Below are 20,997 nucleotides of genomic sequence, written 5' to 3'. Positions count from 1 at the left end.
CGGGTCCGAACGAACTCGAGTTTTGGCCATGCCCGGAACGAACAGCGATTTCCAGTCCTGGGCGCGCAGCCGCCAGGCCCTGGTGGAAGAGGCCTTGAACCGGTTGCTGCCGCCGGCGGAGGTGGCGCCCCAGCGGCTGCACCAGGCCATGCGCTACGCGGTTCTGGGAGGCGGCAAGCGGGTGCGACCGCTCCTGTGCTACGCCGCAGGCGAGGTGAGCGGGGCCGACCTGGAGCGTCTGAGCACCGCTGCGGCTGCCTTGGAGCTGATCCACGTCTATTCGTTGGTGCACGATGACCTGCCCTGTATGGACGACGATGTCCTGCGCCGGGGAAAGCCCACCTGCCACGTGGAGTACGACGAAGCCACCGCCCTCCTCGCGGGCGATAGCCTCCAGAGCTTGGCGTTCCAGCTCCTGGCCGAATACCGAGTGGCCGATTCCCCCCAGACCCAGCTCAAGATGCTGGAGCACCTGGCCCGGGCGGCCGGCTCCCGGGGCATGGCGGGCGGCCAAGCCATCGACCTGGAAGCCACCGGTAAAACCCTGACGCTCCCCGAGCTGGAATTCATGCACATCCACAAGACCGGGGCGCTGATCCGGGCTTCCGTGATCCTGGGAGCGAACTGCGGCCGGGCGCTTTCTTCCAAGGACATGGACCGGCTGGACCACTTCGCCAAGCGCATCGGCCTCGCTTTCCAGGTGGTCGACGACGTGCTCGACGCCCAGTCCACCACCGCCACCCTGGGCAAGACCGCCGGCAAGGACGCCCGCCAGGGCAAGCCCACCTACGTGTCCACGGTGGGGGTGGAGGCCGCCCGGGCCATGGCCCTGGAGCTGAAGCGGGAGGCGGTGGAAAGCCTCGCCCCCTTCGGCGAGCGGGCCCGGCGGCTGCGGGAGATCGCCGAGTACATCGTGGGCCGCGAGTTCTGACCTTTCTCCCATGTTCGAGTTGCTGAAGAGCGTCAACGACCCCAAGGACCTGCGCGCCCTGTCGCGCCAGGATCTCCATGTCCTGGCGCAGGAGCTGCGGGAATATCTGATCCAACTCGTGAGTCGCACCGGCGGCCACCTCTCCTCCAACCTGGGCACAGTGGAGCTCACCATCGCCCTGCATTACGTGTTCGATACGCCCCACGACCGCCTGGTATGGGACGTGGGCCACCAGACCTACGGCCACAAGATCCTGACCGGGCGGCGCACCCTCATGGACCGCCTGCGCATGGAAGGCGGGCCCTCGGGCTTTCCGCGCCGCAGCGAGAGCGTCTACGACACCTTCGGCACCGCCCACTCCAGCACCTCCATCAGCGCCGCCCTGGGCATGGCGGTGGCGGCCCAGCGGGCCGGGGTGAAGCGCCACGTGGTGGCGGTGATCGGCGACGGCGCCATGACGGCGGGCATGGCCTACGAGGCGCTCAACAACGCCGGGGCCATGGACGCCAACCTCCTGGTGATCCTCAACGACAACGAAATGTCCATCTCGGAGAACGTGGGCGCCATGAACCGGTACCTAGTGCGCCTGCTCTCCAGCCGCTTCTACCACCAGGCCAGGGAGGCGGGGCGCAGGATGCTGGAGAAGCTGCCCCCCGTGCTGGAGCTGGCCAAAAAGGCCGAGGAGCACATGAAGGGCATGGTGATGCCCGGTACCCTGTTCGAGGAGCTGGGCTTCAACTACATCGGCCCCATCGACGGCCACGACCTGGACACCCTGATCGAGACCCTGGACAACATCAAGCGCCTGGAGGGTCCCCAGTTCCTGCACATCGTGACCCGCAAGGGAGCCGGCTACAAGCTGGCAGAGGACAATCCTATTCTGTACCACGGGGTGAGCAAATTCGACCCGGCCCAGGGCATCCAGTCGGCCAAAGGCGGGGGATCCCCCACCTACACTCAGGTTTTCGGCGACTGGCTGTGCGACATGGCGGCGGCCGACTCCCGCCTGGTGGCCATCACTCCGGCGATGCGGGAGGGTTCTGGGCTGGTGCGGTTCTCGGAGCTCTTCCCCGACCGCTACTTCGACGTGGGCATCGCCGAGCAGCACGCCGTCACTTTTGCCGCGGGGCTCGCCTGCGAGGGGCTCAAGCCCGTGGTGGCCATCTATTCCACTTTCCTGCAGCGGGCCTACGACCAGTTGATCCACGACGTGGCGATCCAGAACCTGCCAGTGGTCTTCGCCATCGACCGGGGCGGGCTCGTGGGCGGGGATGGGGCCACCCACAACGGGGCCTTCGACCTCACCTACCTGCGCTGCATCCCCAACATGACCGTGATGGCGCCGGCCGACGAAAACGAGTGCCGGCGCATGCTCTACACCGCGTTTCAGATGGACACGCCCACGGCGGTGCGCTACCCGCGGGGCAGCGGCCCGGGCGTGCCGGTGGAAAAGGAGATGCGCAGCCTTCCCATCGGCAAGGGCGAGGTCCGGCGCCGGGGCCGGCGGGTGGCCCTGCTTGCCTTCGGCGCCATGCTGGCGCCCAGCCTGGAGGCAGCCCAGGCGCTGGACGCGACAGCGGCCAACATGCGCTTCGTGAAGCCCCTGGACGAAGCCCTGGTCCTGGAACTGGCCGCCTCCCACGAGCTGCTGGTGACGGTGGAGGAAAACGCCATCGCCGGGGGCGCGGGCAGCGCGGTGCTGGAGTGCCTGGCGCGCCATGGAGTGGGGGTTCCCGTGCTCCAGCTCGGGCTCCCGGACCGATTCATCGACCATGGCAACCCCGCCCAACTGCTCAAAGGCTTGGGTCTCGACGGGGAAGGGATCGTGGCCACCGTGCGGCAGCAATTACCCGAGTAGTTTACTCAGAAATTACCCGGCCGGTATAATATTGCCGTTCTCCTTAGAGAAAGCCCGTTCCATGAACCGCAAAGCCGAATTTCCGTTGATGCCCGATGTCCAGAGCAGCCCGGACTCGCGGCACCTTGCCATCGACCGGGTGGGCATCAAAGGAATCCGCCACCCGGTGCGGGTCGCCGATAAGAGCGGCGGGGTGCAGCACACCGTGGCCACCTTCAACATGTACGTGCACCTGCCCCACAACTTCAAGGGCACCCACATGTCCCGCTTCGTCGAGATTTTGCACGGCCAGGAGCGAGAAATCTCGGTGGAATCCTTCGAGTCTATGCTGCGCAGGATGGTGCGCCGGCTGGAGGCGGAAGCCGGCCATATCGAGATGAGCTTTCCCTACTTCATCAACAAGTCCGCGCCCGTCTCCGGGGTGCAGAGCCTGATGGACTACGACGTCACCTTCACAGGAGAGATCCACCGCGACGAGTACCGCTTCGCCATGAAGGTGGTAGTGCCGGTCACCAGCCTTTGCCCGTGCTCGAAAAAGATCTCCGATTATGGCGCCCACAACCAGCGCTCCCACGTGACTGTCACCGCCCACACCAAGGGGTTCGTGTGGATCGAGGAGCTAGTGCGCATCGTGGAAGACCAGGCCTCCTGCGAGCTCTACGGCCTGCTCAAGCGCCCCGACGAGAAGTACGTGACGGAAAAAGCCTACAACAACCCGAAGTTCGTGGAGGACATGGTGCGCGACGTGGCGGGCGTCCTTAACCGGGATCCGCGCATCCTCGCCTACGTGGTGGAGTCCGAGAACTTCGAGTCGATCCACAACCACTCCGCCTACGCGCTGATCGAGCGCGACAAGAAAGTCCCCGGCGGGCTCCTCTGACCCCGGATCCGCCGGAAGCGTGGACGCTCTCCCCTTCGATCCAGCCTCCCTCCAGGCTCTCACCTTCGACGTATTCGGCACCGTCGTCGACTGGCACGGCGGCGTGGTGCGGGACGGCCGGCGGCTCGCCCGCGGCCGCCGCCTTAAAGTGGACTGGAGCGCCTTCGCCAACGCCTGGCGCGCCAAATATGCGCCTTCCATGGACCGGGTGCGACGCGGGGAGCTGCCCTGGACCAAGATCGACGACCTGCACCGGATGGCCCTCGAGGAAACGCTGCAGGAGTTCGGCATCGGCTCCTTCACCGAGGAGGAGAAGGCCCAGCTCAATCTAGCGTGGCACCGGCTCGATCCCTGGCCGGACGCAGCCAAGGGACTGCGCCGGCTGAAGAAACGCTACATCGTCGCCACGCTCTCCAACGGCAACGTGCGGCTGCTGGTGGACATGGCCAGGCGCGCCGGGTTGCCTTGGGACTGCATTTTCTCCTCCGAAATCTTCCGGCGCTACAAGCGCGACCCAGAGGTCTACCTGGGTACCATCGACATGCTGAGCTTAAAGCCCCATCAGGTCATGATGGTGGCGGCCCACCAGGACGATCTGCGGGCCGCCCACGCCGTGGGCATGCGTACGGCCTTCGTGCGGCGGCCCCTGGAATACGGGGATCCGGGGAAGAAGGATCTGACCCCGGAGCCCGTGTTCGACCTGGTGGTGGACAGCCTGGAGGAGCTGGCGGAGCGGCTGGGAGCCTGAGGGCAAGACCCGGGGAAGTATCCAGGCTAGAAGCGCTTTTTCAGGGTCAGGGTGCTGCCCTCCTGGCGCATCTCCACCCGGTTGAGAAAGCTCATGCCCAGCAGGATGACCGGCAGGCTATCGCCTTCCTGGACCGCCGCGTCCACGTTGCGCAGCAGAACCTCTCCCACGCGCACCTCGTCCAGCTTGATCAGGTAGATCGGCACCGGCCCGTTGGCGGTGGACGCGTAGCGCTGCACGCCCCCTTGATAGTGGAGGCCGATGCGTTTCGCCTCCCGGCTGGGAATGGTTACCAGGGTCGCCCCGGTATCCACCACGAACTGCACCGGGGCGCCGTTGATCTGCCCGTTGGCGATGAAGTGGCCGCGCCCGTCGGAGATCAGGGTAGCACTGGCCCGGTCGCCGGTGGGACCGCCGCCGGTGACCGCCTGGCCCAATCCCACCGAGCGGCGCACCCCGTCCACTTCGATCACCGCCCGGGCGCTGTCGGCAGCGAGGAGCTTCACTCCCTCGGGCGTCGTCTCGCCTTCCCGCACCGTGCGCGGCTTGCCGCCGTTTACCACCATCACCGCCCGTCCCTTGGACAGGCCCACCACCTGGACATCGGTCGCGTAGGCAGCAAAGGGCGCCCATAGGACGAGCAACAGAATTCGACTAAAATGCCGCGACTTCACGAGCGAGACCCGGAGTCAGGGATGAAACCTGTCGCCATCTTTCGCCACCACCCCGCCGAAGGCCCGGGGTATTTTGCCACATACCTGGAACGCCACGGTATCGCCTGGACACTCGTCCGCATCGACGCCGGCGATCCCGTTCCCGCGGACCTCGCTAGGTTCTCCGGCCTCGCCTTCATGGGAGGGCCCATGAGCGTGAACGACGATCTGCCCTGGATACCGCCCGTGCTCGAGCGGATCCGCACCGCCGTGGAGCGCGGCATGCCGGTGCTGGGCCATTGCCTGGGCGGCCAGCTCATGGCCAAGGCCCTGGGCGGTCGGGTCACGCGGGCGCCGCAAAAGGAGATCGGATGGGGCGAGGTGACCCGCGCCGCCAACGCCGCGGCCGAGGAATGGTTCGCGGGACTGCCGGAGCGCTTTCTGTCCTTCCACTGGCACGGGGAGACGTTTTCCCTCCCTGAAGGCGCGACCCACGTGCTCTCGAGCCCCTTGTGCCAGAACCAGGGCTTCGCCCTCGGCAACAGCATCGCTTTGCAGTGCCACGTGGAAATGACCGAGGAGCTGGTGCGCGCCTGGTGCCAAGCGGGCAAGCGCGAGATCGAGGCCTCCCGCTCGAGCCCTGGCGTGCAGCCGCCGGAGGCCATGCTGCAAGACTTGGAGTCCCGGGTGAGCGCCCTGCACCGGGTCGCCGACGCAGTCTACGGGCGCTGGATCCGCAAACTGCAGGGATAGACAGCCATGTCGGCCACGCTGACCGCCCGCCGCTCCTGGCGCAATCAACTGCGGGACTGGATCGAAGGACCCCAGGTGCAGCGGCTGGTGACCGCCCTCATCGTGGTCAATGCCGTGACCCTGGGCATGGAGACCTCGCCCGCCCTGATGGCCGCCGCCGGTCCGCTGCTGGTGGCGCTGGACGCGGCCATCCTTTCCGTTTTCGTCGTGGAGATCGCCTTGCGCGTGATCGCCCGGGGCCCGGGATTCTTCCGCGACCCATGGAGCGTGTTCGATTTCGCGGTGGTGGCCATCGCCCTCGTCCCATCGAGCGGCCCCTTCTCGGTGCTGCGGGCCCTCAGGATCCTGCGGGTGCTGCGGTTGCTCTCCATCGTGCCGTCCATGCGGCGGGTGGTGACGGCGCTCCTCGCCTCGATCCCCGGCATCGGCTCCATCGCCGTGATCCTGCTCATCCTTTTCTACGTGTTCGCGGTGATCGCCACCAATCTGTTCGGCCAGGCCTTCCCGGAGTGGTTCGGCTCGATCGGCCTCTCCATGTACACTTTGTTTCAGGTGATGACCCTGGAGAGCTGGTCCATGGGAATCGCCCGGCCGGTGATGGAGAGATATCCTTACGCTTGGGCGTTTTTCATCCCCTTCATCCTGACCGCCACCTTCACTATGCTGAACCTGTTCATCGGCGTCATCGTCAACGCCATTCAGGTGCAGGAGAAGGAAATCCGGGAGGAAACCACCGCCGCGGTGGAGCACGCGGCGCGGGAGGTGGTGAGCGCCTCCCGGGCCGAGATCGAATCCCTGCGGGAGGAGCTGCGGGCGTTGCGGGCCCTGCTGGAGGCGCGTCTGCCCGCGGGCGCCGGCCAGAGGCAAGCGCCTAATCGCGGTAATTGGTGAACTGCAGGGGAAAGTCGGTCACCGACTTGCGCACGAGCTGGATCGCTTCCTGCAGCAGGTCCTTCTTCGCGCCGGAGACCCGTACGGCGTCGCCCTGAACGCTGGCCTGGACCTTGAGCTTGCTGTCCTTGACGAGCTTGACGATTCTTTTCGCCAGGTCGCTGTCCACCCCGACCCGGACGGTGACGACCTGCTTGACCTTGTTGCCACCGATGGCCTCCACCTTCTCCCGCTCCAGGCAGCGTACGTCGACGCCCCGTTTGGCGAGCTTGGCGAGCAGGATGTCGTTCACCTGGCCCAGCTTGAACTCGTCATCGGCATAGAGGGTAAGCTGGTACTCCGCCAGCTCCACCCGAGCGTCGGAGCCCTTGAAATCGAAGCGGGTGGAAATTTCCTTGTTCGCCTGGTCCACGGCGTTGCGCAGCTCCTGCTTGTCCACCTGGGAGACGATATCGAACGAGGGCATGGCCAATTTCCCCAAACAAGAAAGATAAGATCTGTGGCCCCATCATCTTCTGCTCTTCAGCTTCAGTTTCGCCGCGATGCGCATCCGTAGGGCGTTCAGCCGTATGAAGCCGGCCGCGTCGGCCTGGTTGTAGGCGCCCCGATCCTCTTCAAAGGTGGCGATAGTGGGATCGAAGAGGGAATCGGTGTCGGAGCCCCGACCTACCACGATCACGTTGCCTTTGTAGAGCTTTAAGCGCACCCAGCCGTTCACCGTCGCCTGGGAGGCGTCGATCAGCTCTTGCAGCAGCCGCCGCTCGGGGCTGAACCAGTAGCCGTTGTAGATGAGGGAGGCGTAGCGGGGCATGAGCTCGTCCTTGATATGGGCCACCTCCCGGTCCAGGGTAATGGACTCCATGGCGCGATGGGCCTTGAGCAGGATGGTGCCGCCCGGCGTCTCGTAGCAGCCTCGCGACTTCATGCCGACGTAGCGGTTCTCCACCAGATCGAGACGCCCGATGCCGTGCTTCGCTCCCAGCCGGTTGAGCGTGATCAGCACCTGGGCAGGCGTAAGTTTGCGGCCGTTCACCGCCACGCAGTCGCCATGCCGGAACTCGAGCTTCACGTACTCCGGCTTGTTGGGCGCCCGCTCCGGCGCCACGGTCCAGCGCCACATGGATTCCTCCGGCTCCTTCGCCGGATCTTCCAGGATGCGCCCCTCGTAGGAGATGTGCAGCAGGTTAGCGTCCATGCTATAGGGGGACCCCCCCTTTTTTTTCATTTCCACCGGGATGCCGTGCTTCCTGGCGTAGGCCATAAGCTTTTCCCGAGAGGTGAGGTCCCATTCCCGCCAGGGGGCGATCACTCGGATGTCGGGCGCGAGCGCGTAGTAGCCCAGCTCGAAGCGCACCTGGTCGTTGCCTTTGCCGGTGGCGCCGTGGGCTACCGCATCTGCCCGGGTCCTGCGCGCGATCTCGATCTGGCGTTTGGCGATCAAGGGCCGGGCGATGGAGGTGCCGAGCAGGTACTCGCCCTCGTAGACGGCGTTAGCGCGGAACATGGGAAACACGAAGTCCCGGGCGAACTCCTCCTTGAGATCCTCGATGTAGATCTCCTTGACACCCAGCTTCTTGGCCTTCGCCCTGGCAGGCGCGAGCTCCTCTCCCTGGCCGATGTCGGCGGTGAAAGTCACCACCTCGCAGCCATAGGTATCCTGGAGCCACTTGAGAATGACGGACGTATCCAACCCGCCGGAATAGGCGAGTACCACCTTTCTAACTTTGTTCATTTCGCTTTTGCTACGGATTAAAAATCGCCTGCCTGCCCCCCTTACCCATCCTCCAGGCGCCCGAGCAGCAGGTATTCCATGAGCGCCTTTTGGGTATGCAATCTGTTCTCCGCTTCGTCCCACACCACGCTTTGGGGGCCGTCGATCACTTCCGCGGTCACTTCCTCGCCCCGGTGGGCCGGCAGGCAGTGCATGAAAAGCGCATCGGGCCTGGCGAGCCGCATCATGCGGGCGTCCACCCGCCAGCGCTCGAACGCTTTGCGCCGCGCCTCGTCCTCCGCCTCGAAGCCCATGCTGGTCCACACGTCCGTGGTCACTAGGTCCGCGCCCCGGGCGGCGTCCATGGGGTCGGGGAAATGCTCGTAACGGCTCAGGTCGTCGATTCCGGCCCGCTCCGGCTCCACTTCGTAGCCCGGAGGGCTGGATACCTGGAGCTTGAAATCGAAGATGGCCGCTGCCTGCAGCCAGGTACGGCAGACGTTGTTGGCGTCGCCGATCCAGGCCACCGTCCTGCCCTGAATGGGGCCCCGGTGTTCGATGAAGGTGTAGATGTCCGCCATGATCTGGCACGGGTGGTATTGATTGGTGAGGCCGTTGATGACCGGTACCCGGGAGTGGGCGGCGAAGCGCTCCACGGTGGCCTGCTCGAAGGTGCGGATCATCACCAGGTCCACCATCCGCGACACCACCTGGGCCATGTCCTCCACCGGCTCGCCCCGTCCGAGCTGGGTGTCCCGGGTGTTGAGATAGATGGCCGCACCGCCGAGCTGGTGCATTCCCGCCTCGAACGACAGCCGCGTGCGGGTCGACTGCTTCTCGAAGATCATCGCCAGCGTGCGGTCGGTCAAGGTCTGGTGGGGCTCGTAGCGCTTGAACTTCTCCTTGATGTAGCGAGTGCGGCGGAACAGGTACTCGAACTCCGCGCGAGTGAAGTCTTTGAGCTCCAGGAAGTGTTTGATCGGCATCTCAGCTCGCGGCTTCGCGCGCCTCGTCCCGGAGAAATTCGGTCACCACGGCTACCACCGTGTCCACCACCTGCTGCGCCTGGGCCCGGTCGATGACCAGGGGCGGCAGCAACCGGATCACGCTGTCCGCCGTGACGTTGATGAGCACGCCGGACTCCATCGCCCATTGCACCAGCTCCTGGCAGGGCCGGTTGAGCTCAATGCCGATCATAAGGCCCTGCCCCCGCACCTCCACCACGCCGGGAATTCCGGAGAGGCGCTCCCTGAACGCCTGCAGCATGTACTCCCCCATGCTGGCCGCGTTGGCGAGCAGACCTTCCTCCTCCATGACCGCCAGGGTGGTCAGCGCTGCGGTGCAAGCGAGGGGCCCGCCGCCGAAGGTGGAGCCGTGGGTGCCGGGCTTGAACACACCCGCCGCGGCGCCCCGGGCGAGGCAGGCGCCCACGGGAACGCCGGAGCCCAGGCCCTTCGCCAGGGTCATCACGTCGGGGAGCATGCGGGTGTGCTGGAAGGCGAACCAGCGGCCGGTGCGGCCGATGCCGCACTGCACTTCGTCCAGCATGAGAAGCCACCCGAACCGGTCGCAGACGGCCCGCAGCCGCTCCAGGTAAGTCGCCTCCGGAACCTGCACCCCGCCCTCCCCTTGGAAGGGCTCTACCAGCACCGCCACCACGTTGCGGTTGTGCTCCCCCACCTGCTCCACTGCCCGCACGTCGTTGTACGGCACCCGCGCGAACCCCCCCAGCAGGGGCTCGAACCCGGCCTGAACCTTGCGGTTGCCGGTGGCGGTCAGGGTGGCCATGGTGCGCCCGTGGAACGCCCGCTCCATGACGATGATGGTGGGGGTTTCGATGCCCCGCCGGTGGCCGTAGAGGCGCGCCAGCTTGATGGCCGCCTCGTTGGCCTCGGCCCCCGAATTGCAGAAAAAGGCGTTGTCCATCCCGGACAGGGCGCACAGGCGTGCGGCCAGCTCCTCCTGCAGCGGGATGCAATACAGGTTGGAAGTGTGGATCAGGGTCTGGGCTTGCCGGCACAGGGCCTGGGCCAGTCTGGGATGGGCATGGCCGATGCCGCACACCGCCACGCCTGCCACTGCGTCCAGATAGCGCCGCCCTTCCGCGTCCCAAAGCCAGACGCCCTCCCCGCGGGTGAACGCCACGGGGAGTCGAGCGTAGGTATCCATCAGGTATTGCGACATCGCCGCACCAAAAAAGCAAATGCACACGGAAGCTTCCGCCGCCGTGTGCCCAAGTCGCACAATCCACCATATTGTGGCGGCAAGGGGGTCGCGGTGCAAGGGTCCGCCCCGAGCGCCGCCTCCGGCCCAGGCTCTGCGGACCGGGAGGGGAAAGGCGCCCCGACTCCCTGGCGCACGTCAGCGCCGGATCCGGCGCAAGCCCTTCTCCTCGCTGCCGGTGAGCACCCGCACGCAGGGCAGGTAACCGTCGTAGACGATGCCGTGCAGCTCCACCTTCTTGGGCGAGCGCAACAAGCCCACCAGGTACTGGACGATGTCCTGGGTGATCACCTGCCCGGGGACCAGGACCGGGATGCCGGGCGGGTAGGGCACGATCTGGTCGCAGGACACCCGGCCCGCGAGCTCCCCGTTCACCCGGTCCTTCTCGTCCAGCAGCGGCGCGATTTCCCCGCCGCAGTAGAAAGCGTCCCGCGGCAGGTATTTGAGCTGGGTGAAGCGGGGGATGTCGGGGGTCTGGTACAGCCGTTGGGGCGACCGCCCCTCCCGAGCGATGCGCATCAGGGCGTCGTAGAGCCGAGAGCACTTGCTGCGGGTCGTGCCGATGGTGAGGAGCAGCGTCAGGGTGTTGAAGGTGGACTTCTCCACCTGGATGTTGTAGCGGTCGAACAGCTCCCGCTGCAGCTCCTCCACCGTGAGCCCGCAGCGGGAGATGTCCACGGTGACCTTGGTCGGATCGAGCCTCACGTTGTCGTTCTTCACTTCCTCGGGCAGCAGGTCGTCCAGCTCCAGCACCCGGAACACGCCGGTGGAATTGATCTGTTCCCGCAGCTCCGCGGCCAGCTCCAGCGTGCGCTTGAGGAGCTTGTAGCCCTCCATCACCGCCTGCTTGCGCCCCACGTCCAGGCTGGCGATCATGGCGTACTGGGGGCTCGTGGAAGTATGCATGTTGAAATTCTCCCGGAACAGGTGCTCGTTGAAGTCCGGGTCGTTGACGTGGATCATGCTGGCCTGGGAAAAGGCGGAAAGCACCTTGTGGGTGGACTGGGTGGCGTAGTCCGCCCCCGCCTCGAGGGCCGTGGGCCGCAGGGAAGGATGGAAGCGGGCATGGCCGTACCACGCCTCGTCGATGATCACCTTGATGTTGCAGGCGTGGGCCGCCTCCACGATGGGGGCTAGGTCGTAGCGCAGCCCGTCGTAGGTGCACGAGGTGAGGATCATGGCCTCTGCGTCCGGATGCTCCTCGATCGCCTTCAGGATGGTCTTCTTGGGCACCGGCCCGTAGACTCCGTACTTCTTGTTGACCGAGGAGTCCATGTAGATGGGGTGGGCCCCGGACAGCACCACGCCGTGGTGCACGGATTTGTGGCAGTTACGGTCCAGGAGCAGCTTCTCCCCCGGCGCCAGCAGGGTCTGGAAGATCACCTTGTTGGCGGTGGAGGTGCCGTTGGTGGCGAAGAAGGTGCGCCGGGCCCCGAACGCCTTGGCCGCCATCTCCTGGGCGTCCCGGATCACCCCGGTGGGCTCCATGAGGGAGTCCAGCATGGGCACCGACACCGAGAGGTCGGCGTCGAAGATGTGCTCGCCCATGAACTCGTAGAAATCGTTGACCCAGGGGCTGCCGCGCAGGGAATCGCCCGAGGAATGGCCGGGCGTGTGCCAAGCGTCCTTGGCCATGAGCACGTAGTTCTTGAGCTGGTCGTAGAAGGGCGTGCGCGCCTTCTCCTGGATCTGGGCGGAGAGGATCCGGTACCAGCCGTTGTAGTCCCGTTCTTCGCGGTAGAAGTAGCCGTCCACCGCCTCGCTGAACAGGGCGTCCACCACCTCGTCCTCCTGCTCCTGGGAAATCAAGATGTAGACGTCCAGCTCGGGCCGGAAGCGGGTGATGCGTTGCACCAGCTCCAGCGCCGACATCTGCAGCGAGCGCTGGCCGTTGGATTCGGCCTTGAGGGTGTAGAGCCGGTCGTCCACCACCACCGCCTGGATGTCCCCGTCCTCCTCGATCTGGTGCAGGGCTTCCAGGGCCGTGGTGACGCCGACGAAAGTCAGCCCGTAGGGATTTTCCAGGGTGCGGGCGGCCGCGTTGAGGCCCTTGATGATTTCCTTGAGGACCAGGTTCTCGTCGTTGATCACCAGGACGCGGCTGACCGGCTTTTTCATAGGGTGGAACGACCCCCTTACCGCAAAAATGCGCCTTTATGCGCCAAAACTCGGGCGAACGCAACCCCTCCCTCCCGCGAGGGGCGGCCTGCAACCAAAATCGTTATACTTGAATCCAAAAGATTGAGAGATTGCCCAGGCAGCGCAGGGATCTCCCCTGGCGCCCGGTCCAGGAGACCGCACCGGATCGACTTTCCCGCTTATGCGAACCCGCCTCGCCTTGCTGCTGCCCCTCCTGCTGGGGGTGCTGGCGTGGACCGCCGGCGCCGTCCCCAAGGAGGAGCCCGAGGTCGCCCCCGAGAAGAAGGCGCGGGCTCCGGTGGTGGTCATGTCCTTCCAGGGGCCCATCGGCCCGGCCATCGCCGACTATGTCTCCCGCGGGCTCGGCTTTGCCCAGCGGGAAGGGGCCGAGCTGGTGGTGCTCCAGATGGACACCCCGGGGGGCCTCGACACCTCCATGCGCCAGATCATCAAGGACATCCTGGCTTCCCCGGTCCCGGTGGCCGTCTTCGTCGGCCCTCGGGGCGCCCGCGCCGCTAGCGCGGGGACCTACATCCTCTACGCCAGCCACATCGCCGCCATGGCCCCAGGCACCAACCTGGGCGCCGCAACCCCGGTGCAGATCGGCGGCGTGCCGGAACCCCAGAAACCCGAGCAGCCGGCCGGCGAAAAAGACAAGGAGACGAAGGACGAGAAGAAGGGGAAAAAGGCCGACGACAAGGGGCAAAAGAGCGAAAAGCCCCCTTCCTCGGCCGACGCCATGCGGGCCAAGCAGATCCACGACGCCGCAGCCTACATCCGCGGCCTTGCCCAGCTCCGGGGACGCAACGTGGAGTGGGCAGAAAAAGCGGTGCGGGAAGCCGTGAGCCTGTCGGCCGAGGAGGCGGCCAGGATCAACGTGATCGACCTGGTGGCCGACGACGTCACCGACCTGCTCAAGAAGCTGCACGGCCGGGCGGTGGAGGCCGCGGGGCAGAAGCGCGTCCTGCAGCTCGCCGAGGCGTCGCGGCTGGAGTACCTCCCCGACTGGCGCACCAAGCTGCTGGCCGTCATCACCGATCCGAGCGTGGCCTACATCCTGATGCTGATCGGCATCTACGGCCTGTTCTTCGAGTTCTCCAACCCCGGGTTCGTGCTGCCCGGGGTGGTGGGCGCCATCTGCCTGCTGCTCGCCCTGTTCGCCTTTCAACTGCTGCCGATCAACTACGCGGGCCTGGCGCTGATCCTGCTCGGGCTCGCCTTCATGATCGGGGAGGCGTTCCTGCCCAGCTTCGGCGTGCTGGGCATCGGGGGGCTCATCGCGTTCGTGATCGGCTCTATCATGCTGATCGACACCGAGGTGCCGGGCTACGGCATCCCCTGGGAGCTGATCGGGATCTTCACCGCCATCAGCGCCGCGTTCCTGGCCATCGTGCTGAGCATGGCTTTCCGGGCCCGCAAGCGGCCGGTGGTAAGCGGCGCCGAGGAAATGGTGGGTGCCTTGGGCGAGATGCTGGAAGACGCTCCCGGCGGAGAGGGGCTGGCGCGGGTGCACAGCGAGATCTGGCGGGTGCGGGCCGCGCAGCCCTTGCGCCGCGGCCAGCGGGTGCGCGTCACGGCCATGAAGGACCTGGTGCTGGACGTGGCGCCGGTGGATTCCAACTGACGAAGGGAGGAAAGAAACAATGCCTTTGTTTCCGGAAATCGGTTTAGGCGGCTTCCTGATTCTCCTCGCCGTGCTGGTGATCGCCTCGTTCCGCATCCTGCGGGAATACGAGCGGGGCGTGGTCTTCATGCTGGGACGGTTCTGGAAAGTGAAGGGCCCGGGCCTCATCCTGGTGATCCCCGGCATCCAGCAAATGGTACGGGTAGACCTGCGCACGGTCACCATGGACGTGCCGAGCCAGGACGTGATCTCCCGCGACAACGTCTCTGTCAAGGTCAACGCAGTCATCTACTTCCGGGTCGTGGATCCGCAGAAGGCCATCATCCAGGTGGAGAACTTCCTGGTGGCCACCAGCCAGCTCGCCCAGACGACGCTGCGGGCGGTGCTCGGCAAGCACGAGCTGGACGAGATGCTGGCCGAGCGGGAGAAGCTCAACGTGGACATCCAGCAGACCCTGGACGTGCAGACGGACGCTTGGGGCGTGAAGGTGTCCAACGTGGAGATCAAGCACGTGGACCTGAACGAGTCCATGGTGCGGGCCATCGCCCGCCAGGCGGAGGCCGAGCGGGAGCGGCGGGCGAAGATCATCCACGCCGAAGGGGAGCTGCAGGCGGCGGAGAAGCTGCTCCAGGCTGCCCAGATGCTGGCGCGTCAGTCGGAAGCGATGCAGCTTCGATACATGCAGACCCTGACCCAGATCGCCGGCGACAAGTCCCACACCATCGTGTTCCCGCTGCCGGTGGACATCATCTCCCTCATGACCGAGACCATGAGGCGGGCCAGGGAGCAGCGCCCGGTCGCCTAGGCCACCTCCAAAAGCGAGCGGCCCGGAAGATTCCGGGCCGCTCGCGCTTCAACCCTTGAGCCGCGGGGTAACTCAGGTCATGGCCTTGATGGCGTGGGCCAGCCGGCTCTTGTACCGGGCTACGGTGTTCTTGTGAACGATGTCCTTGTCCGCGATCCGGTCCACCGTGCTCATACACTGGCGGAACTCCGCTTCGGCGGCCGCCTTGTCCCCCGCCTGGATGGCCTTGCGGACTTTCTTGATGGCGGTGCGAAACTCGGAGCGCAGGGACATGTTGCGCAGGCGCCGCCTCACGGCCTGCCGGGCCCGCTTGCGCGCTTGTGCGGTATTGGCCATGGAAAAATGCCTAAGGTCCTGTTGGAAAGGGGCGAATGATAAGGAAATCGGCCCGCTTTGGCAAGGCGCGGGGAAAGCCCTTCTGGGCGAATCCGGGAACTAGAACGCCATCCGCCCTCGCCCGCCCGGTGTCTCTGGATTATCATCGCTCGAGCCTTCCGCCCTCGGCCGAGCGTCCCCGCTTCCTCCATGAATCTTCTGCGCGCCGTCGCCACCGTGAGCAGCATGACGCTGCTCTCCCGGATTCTCGGCTTCGTGCGCGACGTGATCATCGCCCGGGTGTTCGGCGCGGGGCTCGCCACCGACGCTTTTTTCGTCGCCTTCCGCATTCCCAATCTGCTGCGGCGCCTGTTCGCTGAGGGGGCGTTCTCCCAGGCCTTCGTACCGGTGCTGGCGGAGTACCGCAACCGCCATGGCCACCAGGCGATGCGGGAGCTGGTGGACCGGGTGGCGGCGGTGCTCGGTCTCGCCCTGGCGGTGGTGATCCTGCTTGGGGTGGCCGCCGCCCCCCTCATCATCTACGTGAGCGCCCCCGGCTTCTCCGCCACGCCGGAGCGTTTCGAGCTGACCGTGCAGCTCCTGCGCATCACCTTTCCGTACATCGGCTTCATCTCCCTGACCGCCCTGGCCGCCGGCGTCCTCAACACCTACAGCCGCTTTTCGGTGCCCGCCTTCACGCCGGTGTTGCTCAACCTCTCTTTCATCGCCGGCGCTCTGTGGCTCGCCCCCCTCCTCGATCCGCCCGTCCTGGCCCTGGCCTGGGCGGTGTTCATCGGCGGCCTGGCCCAGCTCCTGTTCCAAGTCCCCTTCCTGGTCCGGCTCGATCTGCTGCCCCGCTTCCGCTGGCGCCCGGACGATCCCGGCGTCCGGCGCATCCTAGAGCTCATGGCGCCGGCCCTTTTCGGCGTGTCCATCGGCCAGTTGAGCCTCCTCATCAACACCATCTTCGCTTCGTTCCTGGTCACGGGCAGCGTCTCCTGGCTCTATTACGCCGACCGCTTGATGGAGTTTCCCACCGGGCTCCTGGGCGTGGCCCTCGGCACGGTGCTGCTGCCGAGCCTCTCTAAGCACCACGCCGACCGGAATCCCGAGGAATACTCTAGGCTCCTCGATTGGGGGTTGCGCCTCACCGCGGTCCTCACCCTGCCCGCGGCCGTCGCCCTGGCGGTGCTTTCCGCGCCCCTGATCGCTACCCTGTTCCACCACGGCCAGTTCGGCGCGGAAGACGTCTGGATGACCCGGCGGGCGCTCGTCGCCTACAGCGTGGGCCTGACCGGGCTCATCCTGGTCAAGGTGCTGGCACCGGGTTTCTACGCCCGCCAGGACATCCGCACGCCGGTGCGCGCCGCCGTGGTGACCCTGTTCGCCACCCAGGCCATGAACCTGGCCTTCATCTTTCCCCTAAAGCACGCGGGCCTGGCGCTGGCGATTAGCCTGGGGGCCTGCTTGAACGCGGCGCTCCTGTACCGGCAGCTACGCCGGCAGGGGATCTACCGGCCCGGGGCGGGCTGGGGGTGGTTTCTCGCCAAGATCGCCGCGGCGCTCTCGGCCATGGCGGTCGTGCTGTGGTTCGGAGCGGGGCCCGACGCCGCGTGGCTCGCAATGTCCGCAATGCAGCGCACCGCCCGGCTGGCGGCCGTCATCGCCACCGGGGCGGCCACCTATTTCGCCACCCTATGGCTGCTCGGGTTCCGGCTGGCCCACTTCTCCCGGCGGGCCGCCCATTGAGCCTTCGGTCAATGGTTGAAAAACCATCGAACTCAAGCGCCCCTCGCCTGCTTGAGCAGGCTCCTCACGGTGCTCGAAACTACCACTTCGCCGCTGCGGGCGTAGCGCTCGTGGTTGTCCTCGATGTCCTTCAAGTCGTAAAGGTAATTCACCATGATCCCCAGGGACTGCTTGAGGCCCTTGGGAGAGGCGTCGGCCAGCCAGTTGATCCGCTCCAGGCGCGCCCCGTTGCCCAGGTGAAAGCGCGCCACGGGATCCATCGGGCGGTTGCCCTCCTTAACTTCCACCAGGTAGCGGGCGCAAAGGCGGACGAGGGGGGCCCGCAGGGCCTCCTGGGCCGGCGCCTGTTGCACCCATTCGTTTCCGGACAAAAGCTTGCGCAGCCCCGTCTCCGCGTCCGCCTCGCCGCTCGCCTCCGCGACGCGCTTCGCCTCCGGGGCCGTCAGAACCGGCTCGGGTTTCTCCAGGAGCGCCGTCAGCCAGCGGCGGAAGAAGGGCACGGGCGACAGGGTGGCGAAGGTCTTGAGGTTCGGCAGCTCCTCTCGCAGGTCGTCGATCACCCGCTTCAGCAGGAAATGGCCGAAACTCACCCCCCGCAGGCCCGGCTGGGTGCTGGAGATGGAATAGAACACGGCGGTGTCCGCCTTGCGGGGATCGACGGCGGGCACCCGCTCGTCCAGCAGGGCGTGGATGCTGGCGGCGATGCGCCGCACCAGCGCCACCTCGACGAAGATCAAGGGCTCGTCGGGCATGCGGGGATGGAAAAAGGCGTAGCAGCGGCGGTCCCCGTCCAGCCGGTGCCGCAAGTCGCTCCAAGAGCGGATCTCGTGGACCGCCTCGTAGGCGAACAATTTTTCCAGCAGCATCGCGGGAGACTCCCAGGTGATGCGCCGCAGGTCCAGGAAGCCCACGTCGAACCAGCTCGCCAGCAGCCCCTCCAGTTCCCGGCCCAGGACGGAGAGCTCCGGCGCATCCCGCACCAAGCGCAGCACGTCGGCCCGTAAGTCCACGAGGAACTTCACTCCCTGGGGGAGGGCGTTGAACTGGGTGAAGATGCGAAGCCGGGGCGGCTGCAACGCCTCCGCCAGCCGGGCGGCAGCCAAGGCCCGGTCGCCTTCAGGCGTGCGCCGGTAAGCGTCGATGGCCCGATCCACCGCCGCCAGGTCGGGACCGAACTCCCGGGCCAGGAGTCGCAGAAACTCCCGCCGCCCCGGATCGGGAAGGGCGAGATAGGTCTCCCCGATCTCGGCCGCCCGGGCCCGAGCGGAGACCTGGCCCCCCACTTCCTGGACGCACTCGGTGAGGGTATGGCGCAGGCGCGCAAGCTGGCGCGGGCTCAGATGGCGGGCCGCGTCCGCCTCCTCATTCCCGCGGGCCGAGGAGGCGACCTCCTGCCACAGTTCCCGCAAGCTTCTCCAGCCTCGGGCCAGAAATCCTGAACGCTCGACGTCTTCCACGGGATGCTCCGTCATCGCGGGCGTGCGCCGCTGCTTCCCGCCGGCGGCGGTCGAACCCGCTTCGTGAACCTAAGCAACGCCCATGCCCGCCAGGAAGACCGGGGAAAGCGCCCCAGGGTTCCCTCGGGGGTGGATCAAAGCTCGAAGCCCGAGGCCCGGCGCTCAAAGCTGGTAGTCGCTGCCGCGTCCGGCCAAAGTGGCCTCCACCACTTGCCGCGACAAATGGGGGGCGAAGAGTTGGATGAAGTCATAGATGTAGCCCCGCAGATACGCCCCCCGCCGCAGGGCGATGCGGGTCACGCTGGACTCGAACAGATGGCTCGCGTCGAGGGCTTTGAGACTCTTGTCCTCTTGGGGATCGTAGGCCATGCGGGCCACGATGCCAATGCCCAGGCCCAGCCTCACGTAGGTCTTGATCACGTCCGCATCGATAGCGGTCAGCACCACGTTGGGCTTCAAGCCCCGTTGCTCGAACGCCCGCTGGATCTGGGAGCGCCCGGTGAAGGCGAAGTCGTAGGTGATGAGGGGATAGCGGGCGATCGCCTCCAGGGTGAGCGTCGATTCCTTGAGCAGAGGGTGACGGGGTGGCGTCACCACGCAATGATTCCACTGGTAGCAGGGCAGCGTCACTAGTTTGTCGTAGAGGGCGAGGGATTCGGTGGCGATGGCCAGATCCGCCTCCGCCGCGATGACGGCTTCGGCGATCTGCTGGGGGTTGCCCTGCTTGAGGCTCAACCTGACCTGGGGGTACTGGGCGCGGAATTCCTGGATCACCGGCGGAAGCGCATAGCGGGCCTGGGTATGGGTGGTGGCGATCACCAGGTTGCCGCTCGCCTGGGCGCTGTATTCCTCACCCACCCGCTTCAGGTTCTCCACTTCGTCGAGAATGCGGCGGGCGATGGCGAGGGCCGCCTCCCCGGGCGGGGTGATCTCCGTGATGCGCTTGCCTTTGCGCACGAATAGCCGCACGCCCAGCTCCTCTTCCAGCATCCGGATCTGCTTGCTGATGCCAGGCTGGGAGGTATAGAGGGCGTTGGCCGCCTCGGAGACGTTCAGGCCCTGCTTGGCCACCTCGCAGAAATAACGCAACTGCTGCAGCTTCATGTCAGGTCAAATACCAGTAAGTTATTAAAGTCTAACACAATATTCTTTGCCAGTATTAACCCTCCTGCTACCATGCTCACGGCCCTAGAGCCGGCGACTCTTGTTTCGCCTTCTCGAGAAGCGAAAAACAGAATCCGTGGTCCGGTGTACGGCGAGATGAATCGGCGCCCGGAGGACGAAAGGGCGCCCCGGGGCGAGGAAGCGCCGCTCCCGAGGCGGCCCAGGGACCGGGAAAGAATGCGCGGCAAAGTCTATTTCGTAGGGGCCGGACCAGGGGCCCCCGACCTGATCACGGTGCGTGGAGCGCGCCTTCTGGCCCAGGCGCACATCGTGTTCCACGACGCCCTGGTGCACCCGGACATCCTGGCGTTGGCGCCGCAGGCGAGGATCGTGAACGTGGGCAAGCGCCACAACGGCGCGGCGGTGGACCAACGCTTCATCCATCGCAGCCTGGCCCAGGCGGCGCGCCGCTGTGCCGTGGTCGTGCGCCTCAAGGGAGGCGACCCAACCCTGTTCGGCCGGCTCCAGGAGGAAATCGAAGCCCTTGAGTCCCAGGGAATCCCGTACGAGGTGGTCCCCGGGGTCACCGCGGCCACCGCGGCCGCCGCCGCTCTGGGCGTCTCTCTTACCCGACGGGGATCCGGCCGCAGCATCGCCCTCGTGACGCCCCGCGTCGGCCGGGGGGAGACCCCGACCGACTGGGCCGCTGGGGCGGCCGCGGCGGACACCTTGGCCATCTACATGGGAGCGAGCCAGGCGGCCCAGGTCGCCGCCACCTTGATTGCCCAAGGAAAACCCGCCGCCACGCCCGTCGCCCTGGTAGAAAACGCCACCCTGGACGGGGAGCGCCATCTCCTGACTACCCTCGGAGCGCTCCTGGAGGGCATTCCCCTGGAGACCCAGGGCCCAGTCCTGATCCTGGCAGGCCGGGCGGCCGAAGCCCTCGCTGCACGAGCTCTCCAGACGGAAACGCTTCCCCTTCCCCTCTTGCTGTCCCATTGAGCCCGCGGTAAATGGTTGACTAACCCCTTACCCTTGTCGAGGGCCGAGCGTCGTCAAGCATTTTTTAGGATGCCGGTTAAGGCAGGCCCCCCTTCGCCCCAAAAAGCTGGACCAGCGGGGCGAAAACACGCTATCATTCAAGCTTTTATTCCAT

The 20,997-nt window shown here is 66.2% G+C and carries 19 protein-coding genes; 10 read left to right on the top strand and 9 right to left on the bottom strand.

What is annotated here, in order from left to right; genetic code table 11:
* The first annotated feature begins 28 nt into the window (after positions 1–28).
* From ACUVYZ_RS00685 to ACUVYZ_RS00670, 4 genes are all read left to right on the top strand, one after another.
* Positions 29–931 (top strand): polyprenyl synthetase family protein, encoded by a 903-nt coding sequence (locus ACUVYZ_RS00685; RefSeq protein WP_439932532.1) that lies wholly within the window; start codon positions 29–31, stop codon positions 929–931.
* 10 nt (positions 932–941) lie between these two features.
* Positions 942–2,789 carry a 1-deoxy-D-xylulose-5-phosphate synthase gene (gene dxs / locus ACUVYZ_RS00680; protein WP_439932531.1) on the top strand — a complete coding sequence of 616 codons (1,848 nt, stop codon included), beginning with the start codon at positions 942–944 and terminating at the stop codon, positions 2,787–2,789.
* A 61-nt stretch (positions 2,790–2,850) separates the two neighbouring features.
* A complete protein-coding gene (folE2, locus tag ACUVYZ_RS00675) occupies positions 2,851–3,669 on the top strand; it encodes a GTP cyclohydrolase FolE2 (RefSeq protein ID WP_439932530.1) in 819 nt (272 codons plus the stop codon).
* A gap of 19 nt (positions 3,670–3,688) precedes the next feature.
* Positions 3,689–4,417 (top strand): haloacid dehalogenase type II, encoded by a 729-nt coding sequence (locus ACUVYZ_RS00670; protein WP_439932529.1) that lies wholly within the window; start codon positions 3,689–3,691, stop codon positions 4,415–4,417.
* Positions 4,418–4,443: 26 nt separating this feature from the next.
* Here ACUVYZ_RS00670 and ACUVYZ_RS00665 read toward each other — a convergent pair whose 3' ends face one another.
* Positions 4,444–5,061, bottom strand: coding sequence for a retropepsin-like aspartic protease family protein (locus ACUVYZ_RS00665; RefSeq protein WP_439932528.1), 618 nt, complete (start codon positions 5,059–5,061; stop codon positions 4,444–4,446).
* A gap of 51 nt (positions 5,062–5,112) precedes the next feature.
* Here ACUVYZ_RS00665 and ACUVYZ_RS00660 point away from each other — a divergent pair, with 51 nt between their 5' ends.
* Positions 5,113–5,823 carry a type 1 glutamine amidotransferase gene (locus ACUVYZ_RS00660; protein ID WP_439932527.1) on the top strand — a complete coding sequence of 237 codons (711 nt, stop codon included), beginning with the start codon at positions 5,113–5,115 and terminating at the stop codon, positions 5,821–5,823.
* 6 nt (positions 5,824–5,829) lie between these two features.
* Positions 5,830–6,714 (top strand): ion transporter, encoded by an 885-nt coding sequence (locus ACUVYZ_RS00655; protein WP_439932526.1) that lies wholly within the window; start codon positions 5,830–5,832, stop codon positions 6,712–6,714.
* On the opposite strand, the gene ACUVYZ_RS00650 is transcribed toward ACUVYZ_RS00655, so the two are convergent.
* From ACUVYZ_RS00650 to ACUVYZ_RS00630, 5 genes are all read right to left on the bottom strand, one after another.
* Positions 6,695–7,180: a YajQ family cyclic di-GMP-binding protein gene (locus tag ACUVYZ_RS00650; protein ID WP_439932525.1), complete on the bottom strand. Its 486-nt coding sequence runs from the start codon at positions 7,178–7,180 to the stop codon at positions 6,695–6,697. The two genes, ACUVYZ_RS00655 and ACUVYZ_RS00650, sit on opposite strands and share 20 nt — an antisense overlap.
* 42 nt (positions 7,181–7,222) lie before the next feature.
* Positions 7,223–8,446, bottom strand: a complete 1,224-nt coding sequence (locus ACUVYZ_RS00645) for an argininosuccinate synthase (RefSeq protein ID WP_439932524.1) — start codon at positions 8,444–8,446, stop codon at positions 7,223–7,225.
* A gap of 41 nt (positions 8,447–8,487) precedes the next feature.
* Positions 8,488–9,411 (bottom strand): ornithine carbamoyltransferase, encoded by a 924-nt coding sequence (argF, locus tag ACUVYZ_RS00640; RefSeq protein ID WP_439932523.1) that lies wholly within the window; start codon positions 9,409–9,411, stop codon positions 8,488–8,490.
* 1 nt (position 9,412) lies between these two features.
* Complete coding sequence (locus ACUVYZ_RS00635) at positions 9,413–10,609, bottom strand: aspartate aminotransferase family protein (protein ID WP_439932522.1); 1,197 nt, start codon at positions 10,607–10,609, stop codon at positions 9,413–9,415.
* A 177-nt stretch (positions 10,610–10,786) separates the two neighbouring features.
* On the bottom strand, positions 10,787–12,766 hold the full coding sequence (locus tag ACUVYZ_RS00630) for an aminotransferase class I/II-fold pyridoxal phosphate-dependent enzyme (protein ID WP_439932521.1): 1,980 nt from the start codon (positions 12,764–12,766) through the stop codon (positions 10,787–10,789).
* A gap of 202 nt (positions 12,767–12,968) precedes the next feature.
* Here ACUVYZ_RS00630 and ACUVYZ_RS00625 point away from each other — a divergent pair, with 202 nt between their 5' ends.
* Together ACUVYZ_RS00625 and ACUVYZ_RS00620 are read left to right on the top strand one after the other, a co-directional pair.
* A complete protein-coding gene (locus ACUVYZ_RS00625; RefSeq protein ID WP_439932520.1) occupies positions 12,969–14,411 on the top strand; it encodes an NfeD family protein in 1,443 nt (480 codons plus the stop codon).
* Between the two features lie 19 nt (positions 14,412–14,430).
* Positions 14,431–15,216: a slipin family protein gene (locus tag ACUVYZ_RS00620; protein ID WP_439932519.1), complete on the top strand. Its 786-nt coding sequence runs from the start codon at positions 14,431–14,433 to the stop codon at positions 15,214–15,216.
* Between the two features lie 72 nt (positions 15,217–15,288).
* Here ACUVYZ_RS00620 and rpsT read toward each other — a convergent pair whose 3' ends face one another.
* Positions 15,289–15,552 carry a 30S ribosomal protein S20 gene (gene rpsT / locus ACUVYZ_RS00615; RefSeq protein ID WP_439932518.1) on the bottom strand — a complete coding sequence of 88 codons (264 nt, stop codon included), beginning with the start codon at positions 15,550–15,552 and terminating at the stop codon, positions 15,289–15,291.
* A gap of 189 nt (positions 15,553–15,741) precedes the next feature.
* On the opposite strand from rpsT, the gene murJ reads away from it, so the two are divergent.
* On the top strand, positions 15,742–17,280 hold the full coding sequence (murJ, locus tag ACUVYZ_RS00610; RefSeq protein ID WP_439932517.1) for a murein biosynthesis integral membrane protein MurJ: 1,539 nt from the start codon (positions 15,742–15,744) through the stop codon (positions 17,278–17,280).
* 32 nt (positions 17,281–17,312) lie between these two features.
* Here the strand turns inward: murJ and ACUVYZ_RS00605 are convergent, their stop codons facing one another.
* Together ACUVYZ_RS00605 and cysB are read right to left on the bottom strand one after the other, a co-directional pair.
* The gene (locus ACUVYZ_RS00605) at positions 17,313–18,737 is read right to left on the bottom strand and encodes a malonyl-CoA decarboxylase (protein WP_439932516.1); all 1,425 of its coding nucleotides are present in this window, start codon (positions 18,735–18,737) and stop codon (positions 17,313–17,315) included.
* Between the two features lie 162 nt (positions 18,738–18,899).
* Positions 18,900–19,841, bottom strand: coding sequence for an HTH-type transcriptional regulator CysB (gene cysB / locus ACUVYZ_RS00600; RefSeq protein WP_439932515.1), 942 nt, complete (start codon positions 19,839–19,841; stop codon positions 18,900–18,902).
* A gap of 237 nt (positions 19,842–20,078) precedes the next feature.
* Here cysB and cobA point away from each other — a divergent pair, with 237 nt between their 5' ends.
* A complete protein-coding gene (cobA, locus tag ACUVYZ_RS00595) occupies positions 20,079–20,843 on the top strand; it encodes a uroporphyrinogen-III C-methyltransferase (protein WP_439932514.1) in 765 nt (254 codons plus the stop codon).
* Positions 20,844–20,997 lie beyond the last annotated feature (154 nt).

Source organism: Pelomicrobium sp. P1 (assembly GCF_052805615.1).
Note: the sequence above shows the minus strand (reverse complement) of the source record. Positions and strands in the feature narration are given on the sequence as shown.

Bases quoted from the DNA above. Each gene is read 5' to 3' on its own strand.
- ACUVYZ_RS00685 (WP_439932532.1), top strand. From the start codon at position 29: ATGCCCGGAACGAACAGCGATTTCCAGTCCTGGGCGCGCAGCCGCCAG.
- dxs (WP_439932531.1), top strand. From the start codon at position 942: ATGTTCGAGTTGCTGAAGAGCGTCAACGACCCCAAGGACCTGCGCGCC.
- folE2 (WP_439932530.1), top strand. From the start codon at position 2,851: ATGAACCGCAAAGCCGAATTTCCGTTGATGCCCGATGTCCAGAGCAGC.
- ACUVYZ_RS00660 (WP_439932527.1), top strand. From the start codon at position 5,113: ATGAAACCTGTCGCCATCTTTCGCCACCACCCCGCCGAAGGCCCGGGG.
- ACUVYZ_RS00655 (WP_439932526.1), top strand. From the start codon at position 5,830: ATGTCGGCCACGCTGACCGCCCGCCGCTCCTGGCGCAATCAACTGCGG.
- ACUVYZ_RS00650 (WP_439932525.1), bottom strand. From the start codon at position 7,180: ATGCCCTCGTTCGATATCGTCTCCCAGGTGGACAAGCAGGAGCTGCGC.
- ACUVYZ_RS00645 (WP_439932524.1), bottom strand. From the start codon at position 8,446: ATGAACAAAGTTAGAAAGGTGGTACTCGCCTATTCCGGCGGGTTGGAT.
- argF (WP_439932523.1), bottom strand. From the start codon at position 9,411: ATGCCGATCAAACACTTCCTGGAGCTCAAAGACTTCACTCGCGCGGAG.
- ACUVYZ_RS00635 (WP_439932522.1), bottom strand. From the start codon at position 10,609: ATGTCGCAATACCTGATGGATACCTACGCTCGACTCCCCGTGGCGTTC.
- ACUVYZ_RS00630 (WP_439932521.1), bottom strand. From the start codon at position 12,766: ATGAAAAAGCCGGTCAGCCGCGTCCTGGTGATCAACGACGAGAACCTG.
- ACUVYZ_RS00625 (WP_439932520.1), top strand. From the start codon at position 12,969: ATGCGAACCCGCCTCGCCTTGCTGCTGCCCCTCCTGCTGGGGGTGCTG.
- ACUVYZ_RS00620 (WP_439932519.1), top strand. From the start codon at position 14,431: ATGCCTTTGTTTCCGGAAATCGGTTTAGGCGGCTTCCTGATTCTCCTC.
- rpsT (WP_439932518.1), bottom strand. From the start codon at position 15,552: ATGGCCAATACCGCACAAGCGCGCAAGCGGGCCCGGCAGGCCGTGAGG.
- murJ (WP_439932517.1), top strand. From the start codon at position 15,742: ATGAATCTTCTGCGCGCCGTCGCCACCGTGAGCAGCATGACGCTGCTC.
- cysB (WP_439932515.1), bottom strand. From the start codon at position 19,841: ATGAAGCTGCAGCAGTTGCGTTATTTCTGCGAGGTGGCCAAGCAGGGC.
- cobA (WP_439932514.1), top strand. From the start codon at position 20,079: ATGCGCGGCAAAGTCTATTTCGTAGGGGCCGGACCAGGGGCCCCCGAC.